Raw genomic sequence first — 15,740 nt, forward strand, 5'->3', positions numbered from 1 at the left:
TGTAGAGATACAATACCTTTTGTATTTTAAATAAAAATGAGGCTATGAAATGAATGTTATTATAGAAAAATATATAGAATTTTTAGATTTCGTTGCAAATTTCTTAGGAGAAAAAACTGAAATAGTGTTACATGATTTTTCTAAAGGATTTGATAATTCTGTTGTTTTTATAAGAAACAACTTGTCAGGTAGAAAAGTTGGGTCTCCCGCTACAGACTTTGCCCTAGATGTCTATAAATCTAAAATTTATAAAGAGAAAAACTATTTGCTAAATTATAAAACCAAAAACTTTGAAGGAAAAGAATTAATATCTTCTAGTTATTTTATAAAAGATAAGGACGAACTAATAGGGATGATTTGTTTTAATACTGATAAATCCAATCTTTTAAGCTTGAAAAAACTTTTAGAAAGTGGCATAGAAAAGATAGATGAGCAGCTAAATATAAAAGATGAAGATGAGAATGAAGAAATTTTAGAGAACTTCTATTCTACATCTGAAAATCTAATAGAAGCTACCATTAAAGAAGTAACCCAAGGCCAAGATCTAAGTAAACACAATTTAACAAGAAAAGAAAAGTTATTAATAGTTAAAAAATTATATGAAAAAGGATTTTTCCATCTAAAAGACTCTGTTTCTAAATTGGCAGAGGTTTTTAAGATGTCAGAAGTTAGCATATATAAATATATACAAACAGTAAGGGCTGATGAAGAATGAAAATTATAACACTATCATCCGGTTCTGCAGGTAATTGCACCTATTTGGAATCGGATAAAAGTAAAATTTTAATAGATGTAGGTTTGACAGGAAAAATGGCTGTAAACCTTATGGCTATGGCAAATATCAAGGCAAATGAAATAGATGCTATATTTGTGACTCATGAACACATTGACCATATAAAGGGTGTGGGAGTCCTATCTAGAAAGTATGATATCCCTATATATGCCAATGCAAAAACTTGGCTTGCCATGCAGGCTAAGATAGGCAAGATTGCTAATAAAAATATAAATGTATTTAAATCAAATACCTTTTTTAGCTTTAGAGACTTAGACATAAGAAATGTGTCAACCTTCCATGACGCTGCAGACCCTGTATTTTTTGTTTTTTATCAAAAGCAACAAAAAATATCCATACTAACAGACACAGGGATAGTATCAAGACCCATCATTGATGCAGTAAGAGATTCCAATATACTTATTTTAGAGTCCAACCATGATGAGAAGAGACTTATGGAAGGTCCTTATCCACAGAGTTTGAAATATAGAATAAGAGGAGAATATGGTCATCTTTCCAATGACATGGCCCTGGAAATTGTTGATGAATTGGCTCAAGCCAAGGGTGAAAAGATAATCTTAGGCCACCTTTCATCTACAAACAATAGCAAGGAAATAGTTTATAGTGGTATGGAAAAGCTACTAGTTAATAAAGGGATAAAAATAGGAGATGACTTAGACCTAGAAGTTTCAGAAGAGTTTAAACTTGGTAAACTTATAGATTTGGGAGGAGATTATTCATGAATATAGACATCATTACTGTAGGAAATATAAAAGAAAATTACTTGACCCAGGCTATAAATGAATACCTTAAACGCCTAAGACCCTATGCTAATGTAAATATAATTGAAATTAGTGAATACCAATTATCAAACAAGGCATCGAACAAGGAAATACAGCACGCCCTAGAAAAAGAAGGACAGGATATATTAGCTAAGATAAAGGAAAAGTCTTATGTAATTAGCCTAGCCATTGAAGGTAAGCAAGTTACATCAGAGACCCTAGCCCAAAAGATAGAAGACTTAACTCTAGATGGATATTCGGACATAACTTTCATAATAGGTGGATCCTATGGGATGTCAAATGAGTTGAAACAAAAATCTGACATGAAATTATCTTTTTCAAAGATGACCTTTCCCCATCAATTAATGAGGGTAATACTTTTAGAACAAGTGTACAGATCTTTTAAGATATTGAAAAATGAACCCTACCACAAGTAAAGTTTAAGTAAAGATCCTTCTGGGTATAATATAAAACAAGAATCTAAAGGAGGATTTTATGAATAAAAGAAGAGGAATAAAATTATCAGCTTTACTAGTAGCAGGACTTGTATTTTTAACAGCATGTTCTAATGGTAAAACTAATCAAAGTGAAACAAGAAAAGAAACAGTTGTAGAACAAAACACTGAAACACAAAAAGAAACAAAGGTAGAAGAAACTAAAGAAACAGAAACTACTAATAATCAAGCTACCGCTAGCAAGGTAGACGTGAATAGAGCAGTTGAAATATTCCACGATACTTTCTCTGACAAAGCTATAAATATTACACAAATAGATTATGATAGAGACAATGGTAGATATACCTATGAAATAGAAGGTTGGAAAGATAATCAAGAGTTCAAACTAGAAATAGATGCTGAAACTGAAGATATCTTAGATAAAGAAATTGAAACAGAAGACGATATTGATAAAGATGATATCGTTATTGAACTTGACAAGATTGTAAGTCCAGAAAAAGCTATTGAAGAAGCATTAAAACAAGCTAAGGCTACTAAGATAGAAGGTTGGGAACTTGATACAGAAAATGGTGTATTAGTATACGATATTGATGTTGAAGATGGTAAGGATGTAGTTATAAATGCAACAGATGGAGCATTTATCAAATTTGACTAGTAAATCAAATTTATAAATTAATACTGAACACAGCTTGGGAATAATCCTGGCTGTGTTTTTTATTTAGTAAGACCCTTTATTTCTGATATAATATATAGGAATATTGTTCTTAATTGAACACCATATAGGAGAAATAAATGATTTTAGATTTAATTAAAGTTGTGATTCTTTCAATAGTTGAAGGGATTACAGAGTTTTTACCTGTTTCATCAACAGGACATATGATACTAGCAAATGAATTTGTTAAATTGTCACCAGAAAATTTTTCATATAACTTTATGATAATAGTACAATTAGGGGCTATTTTATCAGTTATAGTGATTTACTTTAATAAATTAAACCCATTTTCAAAGGATAAAAATCCAGAGGGATTGATACCAAGCCATGTGTCAGAAATGACAGGATTTAAGAAGATAGTAAATAATATTTACTTTTGGTTTAAAAATAATAAAACAGCCAACCTTTGGCTTAAAATAGTCTTTGCTGTCTTACCAGCAGCAGTTTTAGGTGTATTATTTGACGATATCATAGAAGAAAAGCTATTTGGACCTATGCCTGTAGCTGCAGCCCTTATAGTTTACGGTATTATAATTATAGTTTTAGAAAAATCGAATGAAGGAAAAGAAAACTTCAAATTTACAAGTGTTTTTGACCTAGATTGGAAAACAGCATTTTTAATAGGGTGTTTCCAAGTCTTGGCTATGTGGCCAGGAACATCAAGGTCAGCAGCAACTATCATAGGGGCTATGATTTTAGGATTAAATAGAACAGCAGCAGCTGACTTTTCATTCTTTTTAGCTATACCAACCATGATAGGTGCTAGCTTATTAAAGATACTTAAGGCTTCAGGTATGACAAGCTGGCAATGGTTTTTAATCGGCCTAGGCTTTGTATTGTCATTTATAGTTGCCTATGTAGTTATTAAAAAATTCTTAGACTATATCAAAAAGAACGACTTCAAAGTATTTGGTTATTATAGAATTGCTTTAGGTATTTTAGTTTTACTATATTTCGCTATATTTTAATGAGGAGACCTTATGAAAAGACTAAATAGAAGAGGTAAAATTATTTTTACTATATTAGCTATAGTTCTTATTTTTATCTTTTATAAACTTTATAAATTTAATAAATTAGATGCTAAGCTTGAAGTCTTTTCAGTAAGTCAAAGTGATGCCATTCAAGATTTCGCCATAGTAGATGATAAATATTATAGTCTTGAAAATGGAAAGCTTACAGCTTATGGTAAAAATGGTCAAATCTTTAGCCAGGATGCTAAAAATGCTATCAAGGTCCTTGCAGACAAAAGGATTTATACCTTTGATAAGGATGGTATAGTTAGAAAACTTGATAGGGAAAGTGGCAAGGAAAAGGATCAAGTCAACTTAGAAATGGAAATAGTCCATGCTGAATTCCAAGATGATAGCATAATAGTTTATGGAAATGATAAGGTCATAAGAATGAATAAAAAATTAAAGGTAAAAAATACCATGGACAAGGAATATGGTCCAGTAAAGTATGCCTTTAATAATGACTTAGAATCAGTTATAAGTTTAAGCTTGGATAAGGGAAAGGCAATTTCAAACTATTCCCTATACCAAAACCAAGAAAAAATATTCGATATTTCCACTAGTAGGGAAGTCTTTTTAGACACTAAAATTATTGGAAATAAGGCCATCCTCGTTTCCAATGCCTATATCTATGTAATAGAAAATAAGGCTATAGTGGATAAGATTCTGTTGAAAAATATCCAGGCACTAGATACTTACAAGGATGAGCTTGCCTTGGTTGACAAGGGTGAATTAAAACTATTTGATAGTGACTTAAATGGAAAAGTGCTTAAAGATTTATCTGAAGAGGCTATAGGTATATCCATAGATAGAGGTACGATAGTAGTGCTTACAAAAAATAACCTATATACTTATAAAAAACAAAATATAAGATCTATAGGAGTTGAAAATCCCTTATTCCTCTATAAAAATGCTGGAAATGTTTATGTAGTTTATAAAGATAAAATTGTGAAAGTAGAAAAATAGGAGTATAGATGTTAAATAAATTATTCAATGATCTTAATTATAGAGAATTTTTTAATCAATATCCTTTACTATTAAAGTTAACAAAAGTCTTATTGATTATAGTAGTTGCTATTATTATCAAGGCTATAGTTAATCATCTTGTGAAAAAGGTAGAAATAAAGCAAGATAAGAAAATGCTAAATGTAGGTAAGGTTAAAACAATATTTTCCATACTTACAAATGTAATTAATTTTGTAATATACTTTATAGCCTTGACTCAAATTTTATCAGTCTTCAATATATCTACTAGCTCAATTTTAGCTGTAGCTGGGGTTGGTGGTATGGCTATAGCCTTTGCTTCCAAGTCAATCATTGAAGACCTAATAAGCGGTGCCTTTATAATTATGGAAGACCAATATGAAATAGGACACTGGGTAACCATTGACGGAATGGGAGGCACAGTCATAGATGTGGGTATGAGACTTACCAAGCTAAGAGATATAGATGGTAAAGAAATTATAATACCAAATAGAAATATAACTAGTGTAATAAACCATTCTTTAAATGATATGAGAGCTTATGTTTTAGTTAATATATCAGACAAAAGACCTTATGCAGAGGTAGCTGAAAAAATCCAAGAAGCTGTAGATAAAGTTTATAATTCTATGGAAGGTTTTGTAAGCCAGCCAGAGATATTGGGAGTTGATTCCTTTACAGAATTTGGATATACAGTTTTAGTTCAAGCAATGACGAAAAATGGTAGTCAATTTAATATCCAAAGAAAAATGAGAGAAGAAATCATAAAATCTCTGCAAGAAGCTGGTATTGAATTTTCAAGAATAGGTGATAAAGATGGAATATAGGCTAGGAGACCTAGTTCAACTCAAAAAGGGCCATCCATGTGGACAAAATGAATGGATGATCCTACGTACAGGAGTAGATATGAAGCTTAAGTGTACGGGTTGTGATAGGGAACTTTGGGTAAAAAGAGTTGATTTCAATAAAAATATAAGAAAAATCAAAAATAGTGAAGGGAAATTTGTTTCTATAAAAAACTTTGTTAGAGAAGAATAAATTGGAGGTAGCATGGTTTACATAGAATTTAATGACGTTCATAAAATATACAAGATGGGCAACAATGAGATCCATGCTAATAATGGGGTAAATTTCAAAATTGACAAGGGTGAATTTGTTGTTATGGTTGGTGCTTCAGGAGCTGGTAAGTCAACCACTTTAAATATACTTGGTGGCCTAGATACAGTTTCCAAGGGGCAGGTAATAGTTGATGGAAATGTCATATCTGACTATGACGAAAAGTCCCTTACTGAATATAGGAGATATGATATAGGTTTTGTTTTCCAATTCTATAATCTGATTTCTAACCTAACAAGTTTGGAAAATGTTGAAATGGCGACCCAGATAGTAGAGGATGCCTTTTCACCAAAGGAAACCTTGAAAATGGTTGGGCTTGACCATAGGATGGATAACTTCCCTTCTCAATTATCTGGTGGGGAGCAGCAGAGGGTTGCCATAGCAAGGGCCCTTGCTAAAAATCCTAAGATCCTTTTATGTGATGAGCCTACCGGTGCCTTAGACTATAAGACAGGTAAACAGATATTGAAACTTTTACATGATACATGTAGGAAAACAGGGACTACCGTCATAGTCATTACCCACAATGCAGCAATAGCACCTATGGCAGATAAGATCATACATTTGAAGGATGCGAAAGTGCAGAGTGTTGAGAAGAATGCTAATCCCAAGGCTATTGAGGATATTGAGTGGTGATAAACCCTTGACTTATTTAAAACTGTCCTAAAAATTACTGAAGATGGGAATTTAAAACAAATATAAAAAAGAGAGTTATATGAAGAAGTTTTTTACATCTTCCTTATGGAAGACCACTATTAGAACAATTAAAGATTCTTTTTCTAGGTACCTAGCTATCATAGCTATGACGGGCCTAAGTGCCATGGTATTTATTGGTCTAGCAGCTGGTGTTCCAAATATGAAAGCTATGCTAGTTGACAGGGTTCAAAGTCATAACTTTCATGACCTCAAGGTCTCTTCCTATACTGGGATAAGGGAGGAAGATAAAAAAATCTTGGAATCCTTTGAAAAGGCTAAGGTGGAATATAGGTCAAATGAAATATTTAACCTCAAAGACCAAAACTATTCTGTAAATATCTACCAAGATACAAAGGAAATAGATAAATTTACAACTGTTGAAGGAAGACTACCTGCAAACAAAAATGAAATAGCCTTGGATTATGCCTACCTTGAAGACCATGGCAATAAAATTGGTCAAAAAATTTCTTTTAAAAACAAGGAAAATATTGATAAGGAAAATATCTTAAGCCAGGAAGCATTTGAAATAGTAGGCTATGTAAATTCTGTTGAACATATTTCGAACTCAAGAGACTCAGGACTTTCAGCCTCTGATTACTTTGCTGTAGTTACAAGAGATGCTTTAAATAAAAAATATGCAGACACATCCTTGCTTAAAATACCAGCCTTGGCAGATTTTGATATTAGAAGTTTAGACTATAGGCATGAAGAAAGTGCTTACGCAGACAAGTTAAATGATCTTTTGGGACAAAGACCAAAGGAAGTTGAAAAATCTATCAAAGAAGAGGCTGAAAAAGAAATAAATAAAGGCAAGAAAGAAATCCAAGATGCTAAAGATAAATTAGCTAAGGGTCAAAAAGACCTAGACCAAGCTGATAAGGACTTGATTAAGGCTAAGTTAAAACTAGACAAGGCTCAAGTTGACATCAGAGATGGAAAGAAAAAACTATCTGATGGAGAAGAAAAATTAAAGAATAATATTGCAACAGCTAGACAAAAGATTGAGGACGGCCAAAGACAGATAGACCAAGGTCAAAAGGAAATTGACTCAGGCAAGAAAGAATATCAAACTTCTTTATCTAAGTTTGAAAAAGAGATACAAGTAGGAAAAGACAAATTACAAGAAGAAGAAAATAAGTTAAACAGTGGTAAAGAAGATCTAGACAAGTCAAAAGACTTATACAATAAGGCTTATGCTGATTTCCAAGAAAAAATAAAAAGGGCAGAGGAAGATTTAGCAAATAACAAGGATGACCTATTTAAACTTAAGATGGCCCTTGATCAAGCCAAAAAAGACCCTAATTTTGACCAAGATAGGCTTGCACAAATGCAGGCAGAATACAATAAAGGTATGTATATGCTAGAAGCAGGTCAAAAATATTTAACAGAAGAAAAAAATAAGGGGCTTGAAAAATTTGCTGGAGAAAAGGAAAAACTGGACCAAGCTAGCCTTGAAATTGAAAATGGACTAAAAAAGCTTGGAGAAGCTAGAGCAGAAGCTGATAAGAAAGAAGCTGATGCAAGAGAACAATTAGACCAAGCTAAGAAAAAGTTAGATGAAAGTCAAGCTAAATTAAACGAAAAACAAAAAGAATTAAATGATAATCTAGTAAGGATAAATAAAGAAGAGGCTAGTGGTAAAGCTGAAATAGCTAGACAAAGAAAGACCTTGGACGATGCAGAAAACAAGTACCAAAAAGGTCTTGTTGACTACCAAAATGGATTAAAAGACTATGAAGACGGCCTTGAAAAATTTGAAAAAGAAAAGGTAGAGGCCTTAGAAAAAATAGAAAAGTCTGAAAAAGATATAGCAAAGGCTGAAAGGGATATAGAAAAAATAAAGGTTCCTTTATATGAAGTAGAGGGTAAGTATGACAACCAAAGCTTTTATTCAGTCTTATCCCAAGCTGATAGCTTAAGAAACTTAGCGATAATCTTTACAAGCTTATTTTACCTTGTTGCTATTTTAGTTACCCTTACAACTATTCTAAGGATGATAGAAACGGATAGGCTAGAAATAGGTACTTTTAAAGCCTTGGGATATTCAAAGGGATCAATACTAAGCAAGTTTATGGTCTATGGACTTTCAGCTGGTCTAATAGGTACCATCTTAGGTATAGTAATTGGTTTTTATATACTAATGCCACCAGTTGTAAATGCTTATTTATCAAGCACTGACCTTGCTAACAACCCTATGATATTTAAGTGGCAGTTGGGATTATTGATATTTGTAATATCTGTAATTGTCATTGCCTTGACGGTAGTTTTATCAGTTTCAAATTCTTTGAAGGAAAAAGCAGCCAACCTAATGAGACCAAAACCGCCTAAAAAAGCAGTAAGAACAGTCTTTGAAAAGATTAAATTTATCTGGTCAAGACTTTCATTCTTAAATAAAATATCAGTAAGAAATATAATGAGGTCTAAGGTCAGATTGTTTATGACAATCTTTGCAGTTGCGGGATCCTTTGGACTTATAGCCATGGCCTTTGGTATATATAAGTCAATAGTAAATGTGTCAGACAAGCAATTTGAAGATATATACCAGTATGATTCACAAATCATCTACAATAAGGATGCAGACGATTATGATGACTTTTTAGAAAGAGTTAAAAAAGATAGTCATGAAATTTTAAATATAATCCAAACTAATGGATCTATTAAAAATAAGGCAGACCTTAAAGAAGATGTTAGTTTTGTAGCAGTTGAAGATACAAATAAGCTAAGTGATTTTATAGATCTAAGGTCAAAAAATGGAAAAGTGACCTACAAGTTAGAAGATGGTAAGATAATTATCAATGAAAAATTAGCTGAGATAATGGGACTATCTGAAGGAGATCTTTTAGAATTTAAGGATCCAAATGGTAAACTTAGAAGTCTAGAAATAGGCCAAATAGTTGAACACTATTTGGGTCATAAAATCTATATGACAGAAAATACCTACAAAAAAGAAGTTGATTCCTTACAAGAAAAAAATACTTTATTGGTGAAATTTGAAAATATGGAAGAAGACCAAGTAGATGAATATGATTCAAAGTTAAAAGGTTATGATGCCTACTTGACTTACTTGAACAATAAGAGTTTAAAGGATAACTTGGATGACTTAAGTAATTCCTTGAAGATGGTTATAGTCTTGGTTGTGGCTCTATCAGCCTTATTGACCTTTGTTGTTTTATATAACCTAACAAATATCAATATATCTGAGAGAGTTAGAGAAATAGCAACCATAAGAGTTCTCGGTTTTAGACCAAAAGAAGTTGCATCATACGTATTTAAGGAAAACTTTATATTGAGCACGATAGGCATGCTATTAGGAATAGGTGTGGCTAAATTTATGCACAATATGATAGTCTATAAACTATCTCCAGGCTCAATCTTATTTAACCCTTACCTAAATCCTATATCCTACCTATTGGCAGCTGTTATTATCTCAGTATTTACTATTTTAGTAATACTTGTAGCTAATAGACACATGAAGAAAATATCAATGGTTGATGCCCTTAAGGGTGTAGAATAATATAAAAAGAAAGCAGGTAATTGACTTAGGTCAATTACCTGCTTTTTGTTTATATGATTGAGTTCAGGCTTTGATAAGTTTTACTTATCCCTGGCTTCATTCAACAAGTCATTTTTCAAGGTCCACAATTTTTCTGAAAGGTCCATCTTGTAGATTTGTGGGGAATCGAATCTCTTGTATTCATCCCATAGGGTGTTTAGTTCTTCCTTAGCATAGGCTCTCACTTCATCTAAAGTAGGATTTTCGTAAACAAGTTTACCATTCTTATATATATCCACTAATTGTGCTTTTACATAGAAGTTTTCAAGAGTAGTCCTCTTCCATGTATGAATTGGATGGAAGATTGTAAGTGGCTTGCTTTCATCAATTTCTTCATCTATAAGTGTAATCAAGTCAGCCTTCGCCTTCTTGGTGCCTTTGTCATAGATTCTGTAGGTTTGTTTTAGACCAGGTGTAGTAATCTTTTCTACATTTTCTGAAACCTTGATTTTTGGTGTAACTACACCATCTTTTTCTACAGCTACTAGTTTATAAACACCACCAAATACAGGTTGTGATTTTGATGTTATCAGTCTTTCACCAACTCCAAAGGTATCTATTTGTCCACCTTGGCTTATTATGTCGCTGATTTTAAATTCATCTAGTGAATTTGATGCAGCTATACTTGCCTTTGGCCAACCTGCCTCATCAAGCATTTTTCTTGCTTCCTTGGATAGGTAGGCTAAGTCACCAGAGTCTAACCTGATACCAGGATTTTCAATTCCTAAAGGTTTCAAGACTTCATCAAATACTTTAATAGCATTTGGAATACCTGATTTTAGGGTGTTGTAGGTATCAACTAATAAAATTGCATTGTTTGGATAGGTTTGTGCATAGGTTTTGAAGGCTTCATATTCGCTATCAAAGGATTGTACCCATGAGTGGGCCATTGTTCCTAAGGCAGGTACACCATATTCAAAGTCTGATAAGGTGTTGGCTGACCCTTTAGCTCCAGCTATATAAGCAGCCTTTGCACCTAGGTTAGCAGCATCTGGACCTTGAGCTCTTCTTGAACCAAATTCTAGGACTGTTCTGCCTTGGGCAGCCCTTACTATTCTAGAAGCCTTGGTTGCTATCAAGGATTGGTGGTTAATCAATATTAATAGCATGGTTTCTAAAAGTTGAGCCTGTACAAAAGGTCCCCTAACAGTTAGTATAGGTTGGTTAGGAAAGATGATAGATCCTTCTCTAACTGCTCTGATATCACATTCAAATTTAAAGTTTCTTAAATAATCTATAAATTCTTCTTCAAAGATTCCCTTATTTGATAAAAATTTCAATTCTTCTTCATCAAATCTAAGGTTTTCTATATATTCAATCACGGAACCCAAACCGCCAGCTATTGAGAAAACTGCTCCATCTGGAGCGCTTCTATAGTAAAGGTCGTAGTGGGCTATGGTGTCTTTGTGACCATTTTTGAAATAGCCATTAGCCATTGTTAGTTCGTAAAAGTCCATCAATAGGCTAAGCTTTCTATTTTTATTATCCATTTAATCTCCAATCTTTTATTTAAAAGTTATAGCTTTATTATACCATTATTTTAATAAAGATTGTGATAGTGTTATAATGTAGCTTAGGAGATTTTATGAAAAAATATAAAAGATATAATAAAAAAAGTGAATATTCCTATACCCTAGGTGCCTTTCCAACTATTGAACTTTTGCAGAGTGACAAGGAAGTTGAAGCGGTTTTTATAGATGAAAATTATAAGGACAAGGAAAAGTTGATAGATATTTTGAATGAGAAAAATATTTATTATGAAATATCTGGTAAAACTATAAGAAGGATTGCAAATAAAGATAAGACCTTAGTTATCGCAGCCTTCAAAAAGGAAAGTCAACCAGTGTTAAAAAATAAAAACCATGTGGTCTTGCATGAGATTTCAGATATGGGAAATCTTGGTACCATCATGAGGTCTATGCTTGCTTTTTCGGTAAAAGACTTAGTTTTAATAGGGAATGTTGCTGATTATTTTAATCCCAAGGTTATAAGAGCTTCTATGGGAGCATTCTTTAAGTTGAGAATTAGCCATTATGAAAATATGGAAGAATATTTGAAAGACCATAAAAATAAGATGTATTTATTTATGCTATCTTTGGATGAAAAAGATAGTATATACCACAAAAAAGTAGAAGAACCCTTTGCGCTAGTTATGGGCAATGAAGCCTCGGGGCTACCAAATGGATTTGAAAAATATGGAGAAAAAGTTTTTATCCCCCAAAGCAAAGATGTTGACAGTTTGAATTTACCTATAGCAACTTCTATAGGACTTTATGAATTTAGGAGGAAAAGATGAAATTAATAGCTTTTGATGTAGATGGAACCCTGTTAGATACCTTAGACACTATAACTTACCATGTAAATGATACCTTGGTTGACTATGGATTTAAAGAAGTAAATGACGCAAAATACATGTTGAGTATATTGGGGTATGGGTCATATTATTTAATTGAAAAATCTATCCAATACCATGAAAAAGACTATGATAACAAGGAAAAGATTGAAGAAGTTTTACAAGAGTACACAAAAAGATACAATGCAAATCCTTCATATCTTACAAAAACATATCCAGGTTTAGAAGAGCTTGTAAGATATCTAAAAGAAAATGACTACCTAGTTGCTGCATATTCCAACAAACCTGACAAGGTATTAAAACCTTTGATGGCAGTTATCTTTGAAGAAGGTCTTTTTGACTATATTGAAGGTCAAAAAGTTGGAGTTCCTTCAAAGCCTCACCCACAAGTATTAAATTCCATAGTTGAAAGGTTTGAAATGGACAAGGACCAGGTTGTTTATGTGGGAGATAGTGACGTCGACGTAGAAACTGCAAAAAATGCTGGAGTAGTTTCCTTAGCAGTAAGCTGGGGCTTTAGAAGTCGTGAATTTTTAGAAAATTTAAGTCCTGATTATTTGGTAGATACAGCAGAAGAAGCAAGGGAAGTAATTGATAAATTAAGAGGCTAAGATGTTAAATTTGCTAATAGATAAGTTAATTGGCTCAAGAGATTTCTCGAAAAAAAGAAATAGAGATAATTTAATAAAGATATCGGGATACCTGTCATTGGCCATTAACATAGTCCTATTTTTAATGAAGATTAGCATAGGATTGCTTGCCTCATCTATAGCCATTATTTCTGATGCTATTAATAACCTTACTGATAGCTTGAGCTCGGTTGTAACTATTTTAGGGGCTAAATTTGCAGCCAAGCCTGCAGACCATGACCACCCTTATGGCCATGGAAGAAGCGAATATATAGCCTCGATGTTTATTGGCATGTTTGTTTTACTTGTAGGTTTTGAATTATTAATAAATTCTGTAAAAAATGTAATAAATCCTAAGGATATAAACACAAGTATTTTTACAATAATCATTCTTATTATATCTATAGGTCTGAAATTTTATATGTACCTATTTAATAATAAGGTTTATAAATTAAGTGATTCACTGCTTAATAAGTCGGTAGCCAAAGACTCCATCAATGATGTCCTAGCCACATCCATAGTCCTTATTTCTAGCCTATTGACCCCTTTATTAAAAATCAACTTAGATGGTATAGTGGGACTTTTGATATCTTTGATAATCATAAAATCAGGTATAGAAATATTTGCAGAAATAGGAAATGTTTTATTAGGTAAAAAGGTAGATGACAAGATTATAGAAGAAATTGAAGATCTTATTTTAAGCAAAAAATATGTTAGAGGTGTGCATAAAATAGACATCCATGAATATGGAAAAGGAAGAATGTTTGGTTCTTGTCATATGGAAGTACCAGCAAATATTGATGTTTACTCTATGCACGGCATAGTAGATGAAGTTGAAAATGAAATAAGAGAAAAGTTGGGGATAGATATGAATATCCATGTTGACCCTAGCTATTTACTAGAAAAAGATAAATTTAAAAAGATAGAAGATGAAAGTGTCTTAGATGATATTGATAAGTAGGAAGATATGGAAACTAAAGTTTACAAGCAAAAAGATGATAAGTTAAAAGAATTAGCAGAAATTTTGAAGGCAGGTGGTCTGGTGGCTATACCTACAGAAACAGTTTATGGTCTAGCTGCAGATGGATTGAATTCAGAAGCTGTAAAAAAAATATTCACTGCTAAAAAGAGGCCCATGGATAATCCTTTGATTTTACATATTTCTGAAATAAATCAAATTTATGACCTGGTAGAAAACCTTGACCCAGTTTATGCGGATATTTTATCTAAATTGTGGCCGGGCCCTCTAACAGTTATCTTAAAAAAAAGCTCTCTAATACCAGATGAAGTGAGTGCAGGCCTTGACACGGTTGCCATAAGGATGCCGGACAAAAAACTTACTAGAGACCTTATAAGCCTAGCAGGATCTCCTTTAGCTGCTCCATCAGCTAATATTTCTGGCAGGCCGTCACCAACAAGTGCCAAGGCAGTCTTAGCAGATATGGACGGTAGGATAGAAGCTATACTTGATGGAGGTGATTCTAAGATAGGGATAGAGTCAACCGTTTTAGATTTGAGTGTTTCACCTGTAAAAATTTTAAGGCCGGGTTATTATACCCAAGAGATTTTGGAAGAATATTTTGGACAGGTTGACTTGGACTTGGCTTTAAAAGACAAGGACCAAACTCCAAAGTCACCAGGTCAAAAGTATAAACATTATTCACCAAGAGCTAAAGTTGTAGTTTTCATGGGGGATGATGGCAAAGTTATAAATGAAATGAAAAAAATTAGCCAAGATAAGGAAAATATTGGTATAATGGTTTTTGAAGATCAAATCCATAATTTTCCAGAAAGTGAAAAAGTCATAAGTATGGGAAGTAAAGATGATTTAAGTGAGATGGCACACATTCTTTTTGAATCATTTAGAACTATGGATGACAAAAAAGTCGAAACTATCCTAGTCCAAGGAGTCGAAGAAAAGGGCTTTGGACTAAGTATAATGAATCGACTTAATAAGGCGGCGGGAAACAACATAAAACACATAATTTAATATCAGGAGTAGACTATGGGAAAATTAACAGTATTAGATCATCCTTTAATCAAGCACAAATTATCTATTATCAGAGATAAAAATACAGGTACCAACGAATTTAGAAAAGTGGTAACTGAAATTTCGCAATTGATGTGCTATGAAGTTTGTAGAGATTTAGAATTAGAAACCTATGAAATTGAAACACCTATAGAAAAAACTGTTGGTTACAAGTTAGCCGGAAAGAAAATGGGACTAGTGCCTATCTTACGTGCTGGTCTTGGTATGGTTGACGGTATGTTATCTCTCATTCCATCTGCAAAAGTAGGACATATTGGTATGTATAGGGATGAAGAAAGTCTAAAACCAGTACCTTACTATGCTAAATTACCTTCTGATGTAGAAGATAGAAAAATATTTGTTTTAGACCCAATGTTAGCAACAGGTGGTTCAGCCATCGATGCTATAAGTGAATTGAAAAAACAAGGTTGCCAAGATATTAGACTTATAAATATAGTTGCAGCTCCTGAAGGGGTGAAGGCTGTTCAAGATGCTCATCCTGATGTAGCTATTTATGTAGCTGCCTTAGATAAGGGCTTAAATGAAGATGCATATATTATCCCAGGTTTAGGAGATGCTGGTGATAGGTTATTTGGAACTAAGTAAAAAAGCAAAAATCTGTTGGAAATTTTATTTTCCAACAGATTTTTTT

Annotated in this window: 16 protein-coding genes; 15 read left to right on the forward strand and 1 reads right to left on the reverse strand. The window is 32.8% G+C overall.

Annotation, left to right across the window (positions count from 1 at the left end; translation table 11 throughout):
- The first annotated feature begins 49 nt into the window (after positions 1–49).
- The 10 genes from Q0U66_RS01825 to Q0U66_RS01870 all read left to right on the forward strand — a co-directional run bounded on the left by Q0U66_RS01825 (position 50) and on the right by Q0U66_RS01870 (position 10,038).
- Entirely contained in the window at positions 50–715 is a 666-nt protein-coding gene (locus tag Q0U66_RS01825) for a PAS domain-containing protein (protein WP_297376882.1), read from the forward strand.
- The gene (locus Q0U66_RS01830; RefSeq protein ID WP_297376884.1) at positions 712–1,515 is read left to right on the forward strand and encodes an MBL fold metallo-hydrolase; all 804 of its coding nucleotides are present in this window, start codon (positions 712–714) and stop codon (positions 1,513–1,515) included. Before Q0U66_RS01825 ends, Q0U66_RS01830 begins: the two co-directional genes overlap by 4 nt.
- Positions 1,512–1,991 (forward strand): 23S rRNA (pseudouridine(1915)-N(3))-methyltransferase RlmH, encoded by a 480-nt coding sequence (gene rlmH, locus Q0U66_RS01835; protein WP_297376886.1) that lies wholly within the window; start codon positions 1,512–1,514, stop codon positions 1,989–1,991. The genes Q0U66_RS01830 and rlmH overlap by 4 nt, the downstream gene beginning before the upstream one ends.
- A gap of 58 nt (positions 1,992–2,049) precedes the next feature.
- Entirely contained in the window at positions 2,050–2,664 is a 615-nt protein-coding gene (locus tag Q0U66_RS01840; protein WP_297376888.1) for a PepSY domain-containing protein, read from the forward strand.
- Positions 2,665–2,801: 137 nt separating this feature from the next.
- A complete protein-coding gene (locus tag Q0U66_RS01845; protein ID WP_297376890.1) occupies positions 2,802–3,689 on the forward strand; it encodes an undecaprenyl-diphosphate phosphatase in 888 nt (295 codons plus the stop codon).
- A gap of 12 nt (positions 3,690–3,701) precedes the next feature.
- Positions 3,702–4,697: a hypothetical protein gene (locus Q0U66_RS01850; RefSeq protein ID WP_297376892.1), complete on the forward strand. Its 996-nt coding sequence runs from the start codon at positions 3,702–3,704 to the stop codon at positions 4,695–4,697.
- Between the two features lie 8 nt (positions 4,698–4,705).
- Entirely contained in the window at positions 4,706–5,539 is an 834-nt protein-coding gene (locus Q0U66_RS01855; RefSeq protein WP_297376894.1) for a mechanosensitive ion channel family protein, read from the forward strand.
- Positions 5,529–5,750, forward strand: a complete 222-nt coding sequence (locus Q0U66_RS01860; RefSeq protein ID WP_297376896.1) for a DUF951 domain-containing protein — start codon at positions 5,529–5,531, stop codon at positions 5,748–5,750. Before Q0U66_RS01855 ends, Q0U66_RS01860 begins: the two co-directional genes overlap by 11 nt.
- Positions 5,751–5,762: 12 nt before the next feature.
- Entirely contained in the window at positions 5,763–6,464 is a 702-nt protein-coding gene (locus Q0U66_RS01865) for an ABC transporter ATP-binding protein (protein WP_297376898.1), read from the forward strand.
- Positions 6,465–6,543: 79 nt separating this feature from the next.
- Positions 6,544–10,038, forward strand: coding sequence for an FtsX-like permease family protein (locus Q0U66_RS01870; RefSeq protein WP_297376900.1), 3,495 nt, complete (start codon positions 6,544–6,546; stop codon positions 10,036–10,038).
- 80 nt (positions 10,039–10,118) lie between these two features.
- On the opposite strand, the gene Q0U66_RS01875 is transcribed toward Q0U66_RS01870, so the two are convergent.
- Positions 10,119–11,567 carry a nicotinate phosphoribosyltransferase gene (locus Q0U66_RS01875; RefSeq protein ID WP_297376901.1) on the reverse strand — a complete coding sequence of 483 codons (1,449 nt, stop codon included), beginning with the start codon at positions 11,565–11,567 and terminating at the stop codon, positions 10,119–10,121.
- 95 nt (positions 11,568–11,662) lie between these two features.
- On the opposite strand from Q0U66_RS01875, the gene Q0U66_RS01880 reads away from it, so the two are divergent.
- The 5 genes from Q0U66_RS01880 to upp are packed head-to-tail and all read left to right on the forward strand — an operon-like array spanning position 11,663 to position 15,694.
- On the forward strand, positions 11,663–12,373 hold the full coding sequence (locus Q0U66_RS01880; protein ID WP_297376903.1) for an RNA methyltransferase: 711 nt from the start codon (positions 11,663–11,665) through the stop codon (positions 12,371–12,373).
- Positions 12,370–13,041 (forward strand): HAD family hydrolase, encoded by a 672-nt coding sequence (locus tag Q0U66_RS01885; RefSeq protein WP_297376905.1) that lies wholly within the window; start codon positions 12,370–12,372, stop codon positions 13,039–13,041. The genes Q0U66_RS01880 and Q0U66_RS01885 overlap by 4 nt, the downstream gene beginning before the upstream one ends.
- Before the next feature lies 1 nt (position 13,042).
- A complete protein-coding gene (locus Q0U66_RS01890; protein ID WP_297376906.1) occupies positions 13,043–14,020 on the forward strand; it encodes a cation diffusion facilitator family transporter in 978 nt (325 codons plus the stop codon).
- 6 nt (positions 14,021–14,026) lie between these two features.
- The gene (locus Q0U66_RS01895; RefSeq protein WP_297376908.1) at positions 14,027–15,049 is read left to right on the forward strand and encodes an L-threonylcarbamoyladenylate synthase; all 1,023 of its coding nucleotides are present in this window, start codon (positions 14,027–14,029) and stop codon (positions 15,047–15,049) included.
- A gap of 15 nt (positions 15,050–15,064) precedes the next feature.
- Complete coding sequence (gene upp / locus Q0U66_RS01900; RefSeq protein WP_103981784.1) at positions 15,065–15,694, forward strand: uracil phosphoribosyltransferase; 630 nt, start codon at positions 15,065–15,067, stop codon at positions 15,692–15,694.
- The last annotated feature ends 46 nt before the right edge of the window (positions 15,695–15,740 follow it).

Source organism: uncultured Helcococcus sp. (assembly GCF_946998255.1).
Taxonomy (GTDB): domain Bacteria; phylum Bacillota; class Clostridia; order Tissierellales; family Peptoniphilaceae; genus Helcococcus.

Excerpts from the sequence above, each read along its gene's own strand:
- Q0U66_RS01875 (WP_297376901.1), bottom strand. The coding sequence starts at position 11,567 with ATGGATAATAAAAATAGAAAGCTTAGCCTATTGATGGACTTTTACGAA.
- upp (WP_103981784.1), top strand. The coding sequence starts at position 15,065 with ATGGGAAAATTAACAGTATTAGATCATCCTTTAATCAAGCACAAATTA.
- Q0U66_RS01845 (WP_297376890.1), top strand. The coding sequence starts at position 2,802 with ATGATTTTAGATTTAATTAAAGTTGTGATTCTTTCAATAGTTGAAGGG.
- Q0U66_RS01865 (WP_297376898.1), top strand. The coding sequence starts at position 5,763 with ATGGTTTACATAGAATTTAATGACGTTCATAAAATATACAAGATGGGC.
- Q0U66_RS01830 (WP_297376884.1), top strand. The coding sequence starts at position 712 with ATGAAAATTATAACACTATCATCCGGTTCTGCAGGTAATTGCACCTAT.
- Q0U66_RS01850 (WP_297376892.1), top strand. The coding sequence starts at position 3,702 with ATGAAAAGACTAAATAGAAGAGGTAAAATTATTTTTACTATATTAGCT.
- rlmH (WP_297376886.1), top strand. The coding sequence starts at position 1,512 with ATGAATATAGACATCATTACTGTAGGAAATATAAAAGAAAATTACTTG.
- Q0U66_RS01825 (WP_297376882.1), top strand. The coding sequence starts at position 50 with ATGAATGTTATTATAGAAAAATATATAGAATTTTTAGATTTCGTTGCA.
- Q0U66_RS01890 (WP_297376906.1), top strand. The coding sequence starts at position 13,043 with ATGTTAAATTTGCTAATAGATAAGTTAATTGGCTCAAGAGATTTCTCG.
- Q0U66_RS01885 (WP_297376905.1), top strand. The coding sequence starts at position 12,370 with ATGAAATTAATAGCTTTTGATGTAGATGGAACCCTGTTAGATACCTTA.
- Q0U66_RS01855 (WP_297376894.1), top strand. The coding sequence starts at position 4,706 with ATGTTAAATAAATTATTCAATGATCTTAATTATAGAGAATTTTTTAAT.
- Q0U66_RS01840 (WP_297376888.1), top strand. The coding sequence starts at position 2,050 with ATGAATAAAAGAAGAGGAATAAAATTATCAGCTTTACTAGTAGCAGGA.
- Q0U66_RS01870 (WP_297376900.1), top strand. The coding sequence starts at position 6,544 with ATGAAGAAGTTTTTTACATCTTCCTTATGGAAGACCACTATTAGAACA.
- Q0U66_RS01860 (WP_297376896.1), top strand. The coding sequence starts at position 5,529 with ATGGAATATAGGCTAGGAGACCTAGTTCAACTCAAAAAGGGCCATCCA.
- Q0U66_RS01895 (WP_297376908.1), top strand. The coding sequence starts at position 14,027 with ATGGAAACTAAAGTTTACAAGCAAAAAGATGATAAGTTAAAAGAATTA.
- Q0U66_RS01880 (WP_297376903.1), top strand. The coding sequence starts at position 11,663 with ATGAAAAAATATAAAAGATATAATAAAAAAAGTGAATATTCCTATACC.